Below are 14,131 nucleotides of genomic sequence, written 5' to 3' on the forward strand. Positions count from 1 at the left end.
CCGGATCGGGGAAGATGGAAAGAACGCTCGCAGAACGAAAGGTGCCGTATGCCCGACGGACAGGTGCTGGAGCTCGCCGGGCTCACCAAACGCTTCGGCTCGGTCTCCGCCGTCGACGATCTCTCCGCCCGCATCGAACCCGGGCAGGTCACCGGCTTCCTCGGTCCCAACGGCGCCGGGAAGACCACCTCACTGCGCATGCTCCTGGGGCTGGTGCGCCCCACCTCGGGCACGGCGACGATCGGCGGCAAGAACTTCAGCGAGCTGTCGTCGCCGCTCCAGACGGTCGGAGCCGCTCTCGAGGCCTCCAGTTTCCACCCGGGCCGTTCCGCGGCGAACCACCTCAAGGTGTACGCCCGCGCCGCGGGCCTGCCGACCTCGCGCATCGACGAGGTGCTGGGCCTCGTGGGGCTCGCCGACGTCGCAGGCCGACGGGTCGGCGGCTTCTCGCTCGGCATGCGCCAGCGCCTCGGACTCGCCACGGCGCTCCTCGGCGACCCCGGGGTCGTGGTGCTCGACGAGCCGTCCAACGGTCTCGACCCCGAAGGCATCCGATGGATGCGCTCGCTGCTGCGCCACCTCGCGGAAGAGGGCCGCACGGTCCTCATCTCCTCGCACCTGCTGGCCGAGGTACAGCAGACGGTCGACGCGCTGCTGATCATCTCGCGCGGCCGCCTGGTGTTCCAGGGCGGTATCGAGGACCTCGCCGACCCCGACGAGTTCGCCACCGTCGTCGACTCCCCCGACCGCGCGGCCCTGTCGCGCGTGCTCGATGAGCGCGGCATCGACTACCAGCTGCTGCGCAACGGCTTCACGATCCGCCACCACGACCCGGTCGAGATCGGCGGACTGGCCGCGGGCGCGGGGATCGCCCTGTCGAACCTGCAGAGCAAGGGGGCGAGCCTCGAAGACATCTTCCTCGAGCTCGTCAGCGGCGTGCGCGTCCACGAGAGCGCGGGCGCGGTTCCTGCGGTCGAACCGGTACCGGATGCCGAGCCCCCGACGCCCCTGACGGGACTCGACGCTTTCCCGGCACCGACCGGTGAGCCCGCGCCGGCCGTGAGCCACGACGCGCTCTCTGCGGAAGCGCCGACCGCCCACGACGACACCCGTCCTTCGACCGCCCTCGTCGCGGTCCTGACCCCTCCGCGCACGTTGCGCACCGAGGCCGAGGCGCCCGAGGCGGGTCCACGCCCGTCGTACGCCGTCGCCTCGACCGGTGTGATCGACATCGTCGCGATCGCCGGGTCCGACGGCCAGGCCGCGGATCGCGCCGACCAGGCCGCGGGCCCGCCCGCTAGTCAACCCGACGGACAGCCCGCCGAACAGCCCGCCGCTCAGGAGGTGCAGCGATGAGCCTCGTCGCCGCCACACGCTCGGAGTACACCAAGCAGTTCAGCACCGCCGGTTGGTGGGTGCTCGCGATCGTGCTCGTCGCCTACGTCGGGTTCACCGCCGCGGCCCTCGCCTTCGTGTTCGGCGGGCTCGCCTCGGGCGAGCTCACGGGGGCGAACGGTCCCGCGATGTCGAGCGCCGGCGTTCCGCCTCTCGTCTACAGCTCGGCCACCGCGGTGGGCTACGTCTTCCCGCTGCTCATCGGAACGCTCATGGTCACGACCGAGTTCCGCCACAAGACGCTGACCCCGACGTTCCTGTCGACCCCGCGCCGCGGCGTCGTCCTCGTCGGCAAGTTCGTCGTCGGCATCGTGGTCGGGCTGCTCTACGGCATCCTGGGTTCGATCGCCGCCGTCGCCGCCGGCGCGGGCGTGCTGAGCATCTTCGGTATCGACGCCGAGCTCGGCTCCTCCGACACGTGGGTGCTGATCGGGCGCATGCTGCTGGCGTTCGCGCTCTGGGCCCTGGTCGGCATCGGCGTGGGCACGGTCGTGCGCAATCAGGTCGCCGCGATCGTCATCGTGCTGGCCGTGACCCTGTTCATCGAGCCGATCGTTCGTACCGTCGGCGGGCTCGTCGAGGGCTTCGGCGATGTGGTCAAGTGGTTCCCGAGCGCCGCGAGCGACGCCCTGGTGGGGCAGACGATCTTCGGCACCATGGGCACGGGCAGCAACAGCGCACTCGAGTGGTGGGCCGGGGGGCTCGTGCTGCTGGGGTACGCGGTCGTGTTCCTCCTCATCGGCCTCGTCACCACCTGGCGCCGCGACATCGACTGAGCGGGGCGCACCCGCGACGAGTGCGCTCATCGTCCTCGCATTTGGCCGGCTGCTCCGGGGTCGGTGAGAATCAACCGTGCTCGATGGACCGGTGATCGCCGAGTGGCTCCCCGTCTCGGTGGCCGCCCTCGTGCTGCTGTTGATCGCCGCGGGAGTCGCCGGCTGGGTCGACGCGGTGGTCGGCGGAGGCGGGCTCATCCAACTTCCCGCGCTCGTCATCGCCGTCCCGAAAGACGTCGCGACGCCATTCATCCTCGGCACGAACAAGCTGTCGTCGTTCTTCGGAACGCTCTCGGCCAGCGGGGTCTACCTCCGAAAGATCCGGGTGCAGCTCGTGCTGCTGGTCCCCCTCGTGGCGGGCGCGTACGCGGGTTCCACGGTCGGCGCCGCGCTCTCGCGCTTCGTTCCCCGAGAAGTGCTGACCCCGATCGTCCTCGTGGCGGTGATCGCCGTCGCGCTGTACACCCTGCTCAAGCCCCGGATGGGCCTGCACCACGAACCGCGCCATGACAAAGCGGTGGCCATCGCCTGGCGCGCGGCGGCGATCGGTCTCGCGGTCGGGTTCTACGACGGCATCCTGGGTCCGGGCACCGGCTCGTTCTTCGTCATCCTCATCGTGAGCGTGCTGGGGTATGGCTTCTTGCAGGCGAGCGTCAACGCCAAGATCGCCAACCTCACCACCAACCTCGCCGCCCTCGCCGTGTACGGCGTGCACGGCGAGATCCTGCTCGTGCTGGGATTCGCGATGGCGGCGATGAACATCACCGGAGGCTTCATCGGTGCCCACATGGCGACCCGACGCGGCAGCGGCTTCGTGCGGATCGTGTTCCTCGTGACGCTGTCGATCCTCATCGTCAAGCTGGCGTGGGACACCGTGGTGCAGTTCACGTCCTAGCGCTGGCTCGCGGAAGCCGCGTCTCAGGCGTCGTGGTACCCGTTGAGTGTCCAAAACACCCGGGCGTTTTCAGAATCCGTCCGGGTGTTTTGGACACTCAATGTGCAGAGGGGGGCGCGGGTGCCGGCGGGCGACAGCCCGCGCGTGGGCGCTGGCCCGCGCGGGCGTCAGCGGACGATGTCGGCGACGTTCTCGGGTTCGGATGCCACGTCGAGACGCAACGCCTTGAGCAGCGCGACCCCGTGCTTCGTCGTCAGCACCAGGCGCTCGAACTCGTCGTGGCCCGAGAGGTCGATGACGACACTGGGCTTGCGGCCTCGGATGATCACGAAGTCATTGCCCCCGGCCGACTTCCAGGTACCCGCGCCCACCGCGACCGGCAGGTTGATGCCGGGGTTCGGCACGCCGCGGATCCAGGTCCACGCGTCGTCGGTGAGCTGCACCCGTTCGATGTGCTCGCGGGGGACGACGATGTTGCTCTTGCGGAAAGACATCGCACGCTCGGTCGGCGAGAGCACGACCTCGAGCTGCGTCGAGTCGAGCAGCAGGGTCACCATGCCTTCCATCCTGCCAGCGTCCGGCGGCACCGACGGGCCCCTCACCTCACAGGAGCGCAACGATCGCGCGGGGTCCGCCGCCGCGACCCGGATGTGGGAGCCACGGGATAGCCTGGACAGATGAGCACGGGCAGCGTTGCGCCGCGAGTCGCACCGGCCCGAGGCGCCTCGATCGACGACCTTCTGGCAGCGATCTCGGCGGGTCACCGCCCCGACGTCGACGAGACCGAGGTCCTGCTGGCCGCCCCGCTCCCCGCGCTCTTCCGCGTCGCCTCGGCGTTGCGCGACGAGGGTCTCGATCGCGCCGGACGCCCCCGCGTCATCACGTACTCGCGCAAGGTCTTCGTGCCGCTCACGACTCTCTGCCGCGACCGGTGCCACTACTGCATCTTCGTCGACACCCCCGGTCAGCTCGCTCTGCTGCGCAAGCCCGCGTACATGAGTCCCGACCAGGTGCTCGCCGTCGTGCGCCAGGGCCAGGCCCTCGGTTGCAAAGAAGCACTGCTCACGCTCGGCGACCGCCCCGAAGAGCGCTGGCCCGAAGCGCGCGCCTGGCTCGATGAGCACGGCTTCGCCTCGACCATCGACTACGTCGCCCACGTGGCCCGGCTCATCACCGCCGAGACCGGCATGCTCGTGCACGCCAACCCCGGCGTCATGCACCCCGACGAGCTCGCTGCGCTCCGCCCGGTGTCGCCATCGATGGGCATGATGCTCGAGACCACCTCGCGGCGCCTGTACGAAGAGCCCGGACAGGTGCACTTCGGCTCCCCCGACAAAGACCCGGCGCTACGCCTGAAGGTCATCGACGACGCCGGCGTCGCCGGCATCCCGTTCACGACCGGCATCCTCGTGGGCATCGGCGAAACCGTGCGCGACCGTGCCGAGTCGCTCGTCGCCCTGCGCGAGATCGACGATCGCCACGGTCACGTGCAAGAGGTCATCGTGCAGAACTTCCGCGCCAAGCCCCGCACGGCCATGCAGGGCGCACCGGATGCCGACATGCACGACTACCTTGCGGCGGTCGCCGTCGCGCGGCTCGTGTTCGGCGCCGACATGCGCATCCAGGTCCCGCCGAACCTCTCCGACCCGCGCGAGCTGGGGCTGCTGATCGAGGCGGGTATCGACGACTGGGGCGGGGTCTCGCCCCTCACCGCCGACCACGTGAACCCCGAGCGCCCGTGGCCGCAGATCGACGACCTCGCCGCCCAGACGGCGACCCGCGGTTTCGTCCTGCGCGAGCGTCTCACCGCGCACCACGAGTACGTCGTCGATGCCGCGCGCTGGATCGACCCGGGGCTGCACGAGCCGGTTCGAGCGTTGGCGGATGCCACAGGGCTCGCGGCCGACGTGATCCCGCGGGGGACGAATCCCCGCGCGACGAGCACGGATGACGCCTCGACGGGAGGAGATTCTGCAGAGGGAGGACCCCTCTCCGCCGAGGCATCCTCCCGTCGCGGATTCTCCTCCGCTCACAGGGGCGCCTCCGGCCGCGACCCCGGCGTGAAGCGGCTGGCCGAGCGGGCGGCATCCCGAGCCTCCGATCTCGACGACGACGACTGGGTACGACTCCTGCGCGCCGAAGGCGCTGAGCTCGACGAGCTCACCGCGGCCGCCGACGACGCCCGCCGGTACACCGTCGGCGAACCCGTGACCCTCGTGCAGAACCGCAACCTCACCTCGACGGGGTTCCGACGCGGCGGCCGCACGGGCAGCGGCGAGTTCGACCTCGAGGACGCAGCGGAGATCGCCGCCGACGCCGCGGCCCTCGGTGCCACCGAGATCTGCATCCAGGGCTCGCTCGTGCCCGCCGAAGACCCCGGTGCCTACCTGGACCTCGTGCGCACGGTGAAGCGCGCAGCTCCCGGCATCCACGTCCACGCCTATCGCCCCGCCGATGTCCGTGACCTGGCCGAGCGCGGTGGTCTCGGTCTCGACGGCGCCCTCACCGCGATGCGCGAGGCGGGGGTCGACACCGTTCCCGGTACGGGCGTGAAGATCCTCGACGAGCGCGTGCGCGCCCTCGTCGCACCGCTCGATCTCGAGATCGACAGGTGGATCGAGGGGATCACCGCGGCTCACCGCTCGGGGTTCCGCTCCACCTCCGTGCTGTTCTACGGCCACGTCGAGACCGCCGGGGAGCGCATCGCGCACCTGCGACGCCTGCGCGAGATCCAGGCCGAGACGGGCGGCTTCGCGGAGTTCGTGCCGATCCCACTGCCCGGCGGCGATGTCGCGCTGGTCGAAGGCCGTAGCCCGGTCGACGAGCACCGCGCGATGGTCGCCGTGTCGCGTCTCGCCCTGTCGGGGAGCATCTCGCACGTGCAGATCCCGTGGACCCGCGTCGGGCGCGAGACGGCCGCCGTGCTGCTGCGCTCCGGCGGAGACGACCTGGGCGGAACGCTCTACGACGGACGCGTCCTGCCCGATACCGGTATCGAGCAGGGACGCGAACTGCCGGTCTCCGTGGCCGAGCGCGTCGCGCGAAGCCTCATGCGTCCCTTCCGGCTGCGGACGACGGACTATCGGGTGGCGGTGGCGCTGCCCGACCCGTCCGCCCCGTACATCGAAACGAGCGGGGGCACCCGCTTCTCCCTCCCCGCCGACGGGCCGCGCACGTGAGGATCCTCGACGCCGCGATCGTCGGGGCAGGGTTCGCCGGCCTGGCCATGGCCGGCACCCTCCGCCGCGCCGGACGTGACGACTTCGTCGTGCTCGAACGCGCCGACGACGTGGGCGGCACGTGGCGCGACAACACCTACCCGGGTGTCGCCTGCGACGTGCCGGCGCACCTGTACAGCCTGGCCGCCCACCCGAACGCGCGATGGTCGCGCACCTTCGCCCCCGGCGGCGAGATCCAGGCGTACCTGCGCGGCGTCGCCGAGCGCGAGGCCCTGGGCGATCGACTGCGGCTGCGGACCCCGATGCTCGGAGCGCGGTGGGATGCCGACGACGCGGTGTGGCGCATCGACACCGGTGCCGAGGCGCTCGTCGCCCGCTCCCTCGTCCTCGCGTGCGGTCGCCTGACCGAGCCGAACGTCCCCGCCATCGCCGGGCTCGAGTCGTTTCCCGGGCCGCTGTTCCACTCGGCCCGATGGGATCACGACGTCGACCTCACCGGTAAGCGGGTCGCGGTGGTGGGTACCGGCGCGAGCGCCGTGCAGCTCGTGCCCGAACTCGCCCGCACCGCCGCCCACGTCACCCTCTTCCAGCGCACCCCCGCGTGGATCGTTCCGCGCGGAGGCGGCGACATCCCGGCCGCCGAGCGCGAGCGTCTCGCCGACAACCCGGGCGCTCTCGCACGCCTGCGCGCGCGGCTGTACGCCGAGGGTGAGGGGCGTTTCGCGTCGCGCTCCGGTGACGCCGTGGCATCCATCGCCGCCCGTGACCTCGCACTGCGCCACCTGCACGCGCAGGTCGCCGACCTCGGGCTGCGCGCGGCGCTCACCCCCGACTACGCCTTCGGGTGCAAGCGCGTGCTGCTGTCGGACGCGTTCTACCCCGCGGTCGCCTCGGACGCCGTCACTCTCGAGCCGACGGCCCTCTCGCGCGTCGACGGCTCCACGCTCACCGCCGCCGGCGGAGCGACTTACGAGGCCGACGCGCTCGTGCTCGCCACCGGATTCGCCGCCGCCCAGCAGCCCTACGCCGATCTCGTCCACGGTGAGGAGGAGTCCCTCGCCGCGCACTGGTCGGAGGGCATGACCTCGTTCGGGTCGACCGTCGTCGCGGGTTTCCCGAACCTCTTCGTCCTCAACGGCCCCAATGCCAGCCTCGGACACAACTCCGCGGTGCTCATGGCCGAGGAGCAGGCCGCGTACGTCGTGCGGGCGCTCGCCGAGCGTGATCGTCGTCCCGACCGGGTGCTGCGCGTCCGCCCCGAGGCCGAGGCGGACTACACCGACGAGATCGCCGCCGCCGCGGCATCCACCCCCTGGATGACCGGCGGATGCCGCAACTGGTACGTCGACGAGCGCTCGGGGCGGCTGACCCTGCTGTGGCCGGGCACCGTCCAGGCGTTCCACGAGCGGCTCGCCGGCACCGACGGTTCGGAATTCGAACCCGCGCACAGCCCCGTGCGCGGCTGATCCCCAAGGAGACAGTTCATGAGCGTTCCGCTGAGATTCGGTTACAAGGCCTCGAGCGAGCAGTTCGGGCCGAACGAGCTGCTCGAGTTCGGCGTGCTCGCCGAGAAGGTGGGCTTCGACTCCGTCTTCCTCTCCGACCATCTGCAGCCGTGGATGCACGACGGCGGCCACGCCCCCAACGCCCTCCCCTGGCTCGGTGCCCTCGGCGCGCGCACCGAGCGCGTCATCATCGGAACGTCGGTGCTGACCCCCACGTTCCGCTACCACCCGGGCGTCATCGCGCAGGTGTTCGCGACCCTCGGCGTGATGTATCCCGGCCGCGTGGTGCTCGGTGTCGGCACCGGAGAGGCGTTGAACGAGGTCACCCTCGGTCTCGAGTGGCCCGAGCCGCCGGAGCGCTTCCAGCGGCTGAAGGAAGCCATCACGATCATCAACGAACTGTGGGCGGGCGAGCGGGTCACCTACGAGGGCACGTACTACTCGGTCAAGGACGCCACGATCTACGACCGCCCCGAGCAGAAGGTGCCGATCTACATCGGCGCCTCGGGCCCCGCCGCCACGCGCCTGGCCGGCCGCATCGCCGAGGGCTACATCACCACGAGCGGCAAGGATCCCGAGCTCTACACCGACAAGCTCCTCCCCGCCCTCGACGACGGCCTCGCCAAGGCGGGCCGCACGCGCGACGACGTCGACACCCTCATGGAGGTGAAGGTGTCGTACCACCCCGATCACGACACCGCGATGGAGAAGACACGCTTCTGGGCGCCGCTCGCCCTCACCGCCGAAGAGAAGATGAGCGTCCACGACCCCATCGAGATGCAACGGCTCGCGAACGAGCTGCCGATCGAGCGGGCGGCGTCGCGCTTCATCGTCTCGACCGACCCCGACGAGCACGTCGAGCGCATCGCGCAGTACGTCGACCTCGGCTTCCGCCACCTCGTGTTCCACGACCCGGGCCACGACCAGGAGGAGTTCCTGCGCATGTACGGCGAGGAGATCCTCCCGCGCCTGCGCAAGCGCTTCGCCTGAGGCGGGCAGCGCGGGCTGGGCGGGAGTGCTGGGCGCCGAAGTCGGAGCGGGGCGCGGCGTCCGCACCGGCACCGTTCACCGAGATGACCCGCGTGCACGTTTCGCGGCACCCCGCCACCCCCGAGCGGAAATGTCGGGGGTTCGGCACACAATGGAGGCGATGAGCACCCCTGACACCTCCGGCTGGACGATCCTCGTCCCGGTGAAGCCCGCCGCGGTCGGCAAGACGCGTCTCACCGACGTCGGCACCGACCGCGAGGCGCTCGCGCGCGCCATCGCGCTCGACACCATCGCGGCAGCAGCCGCGGCCGACCTCGTATCGCGCGTCATCGTCGTCACCGACGACGAGGGCGTCCGCGCCGAGTACCGGCGGTCCCGCACCGTCGAGGTCGTGCCCGAGGGCGACACCCGCGGCCTCGACGCCGCCATTGCTCTGGGGGCAGCCATCGCGGGTGTTGGTTCGCCCCGCGCCGCCCTGCTCGGCGACGTGCCCGCCCTGCGGCCCGCCGATCTCGACGCCGCGCTCGAGCTCGCGGCATCCGTCGAGCGGGGTCTGGTCCCGGATGCCGAGACCACCGGCTCCACCCTGATCACCGCTCGCGCGGGAGCCGTGTGGGTCTCGGCCTTCGGCCGCGACTCGGCCGCCCGTCACCGCCTGCTCGGCTGCACCGACCTCGCCGTCGCGCGCGACTCGACGCTGCACCGCGACGTCGACACCGCCGCGCAGCTGTCCGAGGCCGTAGCGCTGGGTGTGGGCCCGCGCACGTCGGCTGTGTTGGCGGCGGCTGCGGCCTGAGCGCCGCGCGACGCGGGAGCGCGCGGCACTCGAATTCGGCGCGATTCTCCGATTCCGCGGCCGTCTGAGCTTGTGTCAGGCCCCCAGCGCCGCCTCGGCGATCGCTGCCGACGACTCCTCGTCGCGCATCCACAGCGGCGTCACCACGGCCCGAACTCCCGCCGCCTCGACCTCGGGCGCCGCGGCCGCATCCTCTTCGGCCACCAGCCACGCGTCGAGCATGCCGCCCGCCGACCGCGCGCCGTAGTGCCGCGCGACGGCCGCGGCCGAGGTCTCGACCCCGATCGCCGTCAGGCACACGTCGGCCATGCCGCGCACGACCCGCCCGCCGATGATCGGCGAGACGCCGACGACTTTCGCCGACGTCTCCCGCACGGCATCCCGAATCCCAGGCACAGCCAGGATCGGCCCGATGGACACGACGGGGTTCGACGGCGCGATCAGCACCACGTCCGCCGACACGATGGCATCCGTCACGCCCGGCGCGGGTGCGGCATCCGCTATCCCCGGGTTCTCGAAGGCGAGCGGGGTGAGCTTCGCCCGGTGGCGCGTCCACCACTCCTGGAAGTGCAGACGCCCGCCGTCTTCGAGCAGCACGTGCGTGTCGACCTCGCTGTCGGTCATGGGAAGCATCCGGATGCCGAGCGGCCACCGCTCCGCCATGCGCGCGAGCACCTGGGTCGGAGTGAGGCCGTCCCGCAACCAGCCGGTGCGCGCGAGATGTGTCCCGAGGTCGAGGTCGCCGAGGGTGAACCACGGCCAGCCCGCGCCCCACGCCTGGAGTTCCTCGTTGACGCGCTCGGTGTCACCGGCGCGGCCCCAGCCGCGCTCGGTGTCGTTGACCCCGGCGAGGGCGTAGGTGATCGAGTCGACGTCGGGTTGCAAACGCACACCGGAGAGCCACAGATCGTCGCCCGTGTTGACGATGACCGTGGCCTCGGCAGCGCCCAGCCGACGAAGGGCGGCGCGGACGCCGAGGGTGAACTTCGACCCGCCGACTCCACCGGCGAGCACGACGACACGGGGCTGGGGAGGACGCATTGGTTCAGTCTTTCACCCGGCGGGGACATGAGACTTCTCACATCTTTGACCCAGGTCATGGACTCGGGGACTAGCATCACCCGAGTGACAGACCTCTTCTCTTCTCGCGAGGCCGAGGCGGCTATTGCCCGGATCGAGCAGCAGGTGGCCGAAGCGCAGACGCGGGCAGCGCAGGCGCAGCAGGTGCAGGCGGACATCGATGCGGTTCGGGCCTCGGCGACGTCTCCCCGTCGCGAGGTCACGGTGACCGTCGACGCCGCGGGGCGTCTGGCCGGTATCCGCCTCGCCGATGCGGCGTACGAGCTGCGTCCCGATGCTCTGGAGCAACTGATCGTCGAGACCGCCGGGCGCGCTCAGGTGCTGGCGGGTGAACAGGCTCTGGAGATCACGCGGGTCGCGTTCGGCGCTGATTCGCCGATCGTCGGTCACCTCGCGGGCGAGCTCGATCGTGAGCCCCCGTCTCAGCCCATGGGCTTCCGGGTCTGACGCGCGTGGCCGATCGCATCGCCGTCGACTCCGAGCTCATCGGCTCGCACGCCTCGCGGCTGAGCGCCGTGGCATCCGACATCTCCGTCGCCCGTGACGCGGGATCGTCCGGCGGATTGAACGCCGAGGCGTTCGGGGTTCTGTGCTCGTTCCTCGTGCCGCCCGCGACGATGGTGGCCGACGCCGCGCGGTCGTTGATCGGTGCCGCCGAAGACATGGTGCGCCGCTCCGCCACCGAGATCGTCGGCGTCGGCAGCGACATGGACGCGTACGAGCAGAAGGTGCTCGAGTCGATCCGCGCGTTGGAGACGGGCCTGTGAGCAACGCGCTCGTCGCAGGTCCCGTCGACACAGCGACGCCGTTCAGCGGTGCCGGCCTCCTCGATTCCGGGACCCAGTTGGCATCCGCCATCGAGTCCGGTAACTGGGTCGAAGGCGGCCTCGCGGCCTTCAGCACGGTCGTCGACACCGTCGCCACCGCCATCGACCCCCTCGGCTCGCTCATCGCCGCTGGCCTCGGGTGGCTCATCGACCACTTCGAGCCGATCAAAGGCTGGTTCAACGACCTGACCGGAGACGCCGGCGCCGTCGCCGGGTTCTCGCAGACGTGGACCAACGTCCAGAACCAGCTCAACAGCTCCGCCGACTACCTCGACCGCGTCGTCAGCGACCTCGACGACATGGCCGGCGAAGCGATCGAGGCCTACCGCCGCTTCCAGACCGACGCCGCCGCCCACATCCGCGCGTCGGGCCAATGGGCGGGCGCCATGGCCACCGGACTTCAGATCGCCTCGACGATCGTCCAGGTCGTCCACGACCTCGTGCGCGACATCCTGTCCCAACTCGTCGGTTCAGCGATCTCGTGGGCCACCGAAGCCGTCGTCACCGTTGGCATCGCCACCCCCTGGATCATCTCGCAGGTCTCTTCCCGCGTCGCCAGCTGGACCGCGAAGATCAGCGGCAAGCTCACCGGTCTGCTGCGCTCGTGCGGCAAGCTCGGCGACCTGTTGACTGAGCTGCGGGCGCTGATGGCTCAGGGCTCCAAAATGTTCTCCGGTGTGCTCGACAAGGGAAAAACTGCTGTTCACAACGCCAAAGAAGCCGTCGCTGCTCTTCCGGGCGTGCGGCGGTTGGACCCGCGACGAAACAAGCTCGTGAGCGACATGGAGCAGTGGGCGTCCAACGCGCACCTGCCCGGTTACAAACCGTTCGGTGACCTGGATGGTCCGGGCTTCATCGATGCTCACCTGCGACGGTTTACGGATCGAGGATACCCAGAATGGAAATGGCCACCCAGCAACGGGTTCGACACCTCGTACCCAGTCCGACCGGCGTCCTCCGTCCTGCAGCCTGGAATGAGCATTAACCGCATCTCTCCGGTAGCAGCGGCAGACGATCTAGGTGAGTTTGCATCTCCGGCAGGCGTCAGCTTCGGAGCGCGGAGTGTACCCCCGGACCGTCTTTCGCCGAGTTTCTCTTCATACGATCTAAAAGTACTCAAGCCCTTGCCGCCGGAGGTCACATTCGGCCGGATTGCCGAGGCATTCGAGCAACCGGGCGGTGGTGTTCAGTTCCACTTTCCAGGTGGAATAAAATATTGGATCGATAACAAATTCCTAGGATAAGGAGCGTGGCGAGGTGAACTTCGAAGATCTTGTCGAAAAGGTTGAGAGCCTCCCCAACGTGGGTGAGAATTTCGGCAGCTACCTCATTGACATTGCGCGAACGGGGCGACCGAGCTCGGCGTTCCTGACCCTGATTCCGCATCCAGACGGAAGTTGGACCGCCACCCAGGGCGACTTCCGCAGCAAAGTCGAGACAGTGGTAGGTACCGATGGTGCACCCGTCCACTTCCCAGACGAGGATGCGGCCTGCCAGTGGGCCTGGCAGAAGATCAAGTCCGCCCGCTCCGGTCTTGGAGAGAGTGCCGAAGACCGCGCAGCTGCTCTCAACGACGCTCAGGTGATGTACGAACGCATCCGCAAACTGGACGAAGCGCAGGGAATCGAAAGTCCATTCGCGTAACTGAGCTTGCTGGCTCATACCGCACCGCACGAAGACTCGGCCAAGATCCACCCGCTAGACGATCTCGCCCGAGAAACCGGTCGAGCTCCGGTGGCCGCTGCGGCGGGCACGGACCTCTGTGCTTTGCATTTTCCGGTTGATTCAGCAGAGCTTCGACGACCTATGGTTGCAGATTCTGGGGATCAAACGCACTTTTACGACGGCCCCCTCAATCCAGATCCGACATACGGACAAAGTGCGGTTAGAGAGGGCGTCGGACCTTCTCAACAGATGCGATTTCTACGCAACATGGCGGGTAGGCACACAGCAATACCAAAACCCGGTGACGCATGCGACACTCAAGAAGCACTTCCGGAGACCTCTGAAATGACCGATGATCCTCGAAACGTGCTTGAGATCGCCCTAGTGCGAGGGCGCGAAAATCTCTTGAACATGCAAACGATATTTTGGGTTTTCGCATCGAGCACAATTTACGTTCCGAGCGGCACCGAACCAGGTGAGGGAATGGCAAATTTCCAGCCCGTTCTTTTCGAACGCGACGGTACCCAAATGGTGGCCTGCTATTCAGAGCTTGATCGGGGTAACGGGATTCGAGACCTCGCACCGTACATGGTGGCGATGACTGGACTGAAACTCCTCACCGGCGTCCCAAGCGACCAGGGTATCGTCCTCAACGCGGGCTCCACGATCGGTTTTGATATTGCGCCAAAGGGTATCTCGGCGATCCGCGCTGAGATTGGCCTCTGACGGGTGCGAAGTACAAATGCGCGAGATAAAATTCGAAGAACTCTGCGGCATTCTCCGCGACGAATTCGGCTCGGCCCCCGTGTCCAGCCCGGATCACCCGCACGTCGGCGACGGGGACCCCATCCTGGGCACTCTCGTCCTTTTGCACGAGAAATCGAGCGGGTTCGTAGTCGGGACGCAGGAGCGCGGACAGTGGACCGAACTCGCGCGATTCGATTCGGAATCGGACGCGTGCGCCTTCGCCCTGGATGCAATCCGGAGAAGCCGCCGACCTGGTGCGCCTCGCGACGCAGCGGA

At 69.2% G+C, this 14,131-nt stretch carries 14 protein-coding genes; 12 read left to right on the top strand and 2 right to left on the bottom strand.

Going from position 1 to position 14,131, the window contains the following annotated elements:
- The first annotated feature begins 48 nt into the window (after positions 1–48).
- The 3 genes from DEU35_RS10560 to DEU35_RS10570 all read left to right on the top strand — a co-directional run bounded on the left by DEU35_RS10560 (position 49) and on the right by DEU35_RS10570 (position 3,066).
- A complete protein-coding gene (locus DEU35_RS10560; protein ID WP_116239485.1) occupies positions 49–1,356 on the top strand; it encodes an ABC transporter ATP-binding protein in 1,308 nt (435 codons plus the stop codon).
- Positions 1,353–2,171 (top strand): ABC transporter permease subunit, encoded by an 819-nt coding sequence (locus DEU35_RS10565; RefSeq protein WP_116239486.1) that lies wholly within the window; start codon positions 1,353–1,355, stop codon positions 2,169–2,171. The genes DEU35_RS10560 and DEU35_RS10565 overlap by 4 nt, the downstream gene beginning before the upstream one ends.
- Positions 2,172–2,247: 76 nt before the next feature.
- Entirely contained in the window at positions 2,248–3,066 is an 819-nt protein-coding gene (locus tag DEU35_RS10570; RefSeq protein ID WP_103208105.1) for a TSUP family transporter, read from the top strand.
- A gap of 167 nt (positions 3,067–3,233) precedes the next feature.
- Here the strand turns inward: DEU35_RS10570 and DEU35_RS10575 are convergent, their stop codons facing one another.
- Positions 3,234–3,623 (bottom strand): hypothetical protein, encoded by a 390-nt coding sequence (locus tag DEU35_RS10575; protein ID WP_103208103.1) that lies wholly within the window; start codon positions 3,621–3,623, stop codon positions 3,234–3,236.
- A gap of 120 nt (positions 3,624–3,743) precedes the next feature.
- Between DEU35_RS10575 and cofG the strand changes: the two genes are divergently transcribed.
- The 4 genes from cofG (at position 3,744) to cofC (ending at position 9,536) form a co-directional block, all read left to right on the top strand.
- Positions 3,744–6,245 carry a 7,8-didemethyl-8-hydroxy-5-deazariboflavin synthase CofG gene (cofG, locus tag DEU35_RS10580; protein ID WP_116239487.1) on the top strand — a complete coding sequence of 834 codons (2,502 nt, stop codon included), beginning with the start codon at positions 3,744–3,746 and terminating at the stop codon, positions 6,243–6,245.
- Positions 6,242–7,711, top strand: coding sequence for an NAD(P)/FAD-dependent oxidoreductase (locus tag DEU35_RS10585; protein WP_116239488.1), 1,470 nt, complete (start codon positions 6,242–6,244; stop codon positions 7,709–7,711). The genes cofG and DEU35_RS10585 overlap by 4 nt, the downstream gene beginning before the upstream one ends.
- Positions 7,712–7,729: 18 nt before the next feature.
- Positions 7,730–8,740: a glucose-6-phosphate dehydrogenase (coenzyme-F420) gene (fgd, locus tag DEU35_RS10590; protein ID WP_116239489.1), complete on the top strand. Its 1,011-nt coding sequence runs from the start codon at positions 7,730–7,732 to the stop codon at positions 8,738–8,740.
- A 160-nt stretch (positions 8,741–8,900) separates the two neighbouring features.
- Positions 8,901–9,536: a 2-phospho-L-lactate guanylyltransferase gene (gene cofC / locus DEU35_RS10595; protein ID WP_116239710.1), complete on the top strand. Its 636-nt coding sequence runs from the start codon at positions 8,901–8,903 to the stop codon at positions 9,534–9,536.
- Between the two features lie 75 nt (positions 9,537–9,611).
- On the opposite strand, the gene cofD is transcribed toward cofC, so the two are convergent.
- Positions 9,612–10,577: a 2-phospho-L-lactate transferase gene (gene cofD, locus DEU35_RS10600; protein ID WP_116239490.1), complete on the bottom strand. Its 966-nt coding sequence runs from the start codon at positions 10,575–10,577 to the stop codon at positions 9,612–9,614.
- A gap of 84 nt (positions 10,578–10,661) precedes the next feature.
- On the opposite strand from cofD, the gene DEU35_RS10605 reads away from it, so the two are divergent.
- The 5 genes from DEU35_RS10605 to DEU35_RS16860 all read left to right on the top strand — a co-directional run bounded on the left by DEU35_RS10605 (position 10,662) and on the right by DEU35_RS16860 (position 13,834).
- Complete coding sequence (locus tag DEU35_RS10605) at positions 10,662–11,063, top strand: YbaB/EbfC family nucleoid-associated protein (protein WP_181904632.1); 402 nt, start codon at positions 10,662–10,664, stop codon at positions 11,061–11,063.
- A gap of 5 nt (positions 11,064–11,068) precedes the next feature.
- Positions 11,069–11,383, top strand: coding sequence for a hypothetical protein (locus tag DEU35_RS10610; RefSeq protein ID WP_056224595.1), 315 nt, complete (start codon positions 11,069–11,071; stop codon positions 11,381–11,383).
- Complete coding sequence (locus DEU35_RS10615) at positions 11,380–12,687, top strand: TNT domain-containing protein (protein ID WP_116239492.1); 1,308 nt, start codon at positions 11,380–11,382, stop codon at positions 12,685–12,687. Before DEU35_RS10610 ends, DEU35_RS10615 begins: the two co-directional genes overlap by 4 nt.
- Before the next feature lie 13 nt (positions 12,688–12,700).
- Positions 12,701–13,087: a hypothetical protein gene (locus DEU35_RS10620; protein ID WP_116239493.1), complete on the top strand. Its 387-nt coding sequence runs from the start codon at positions 12,701–12,703 to the stop codon at positions 13,085–13,087.
- A 366-nt stretch (positions 13,088–13,453) separates the two neighbouring features.
- Positions 13,454–13,834, top strand: coding sequence for an SseB family protein (locus DEU35_RS16860; protein ID WP_147301859.1), 381 nt, complete (start codon positions 13,454–13,456; stop codon positions 13,832–13,834).
- Positions 13,835–14,131 lie beyond the last annotated feature (297 nt).

Source organism: Microbacterium sp. AG157, assembly GCF_003385695.1.
Lineage (GTDB): Bacteria > Actinomycetota > Actinomycetes > Actinomycetales > Microbacteriaceae > Microbacterium > Microbacterium testaceum.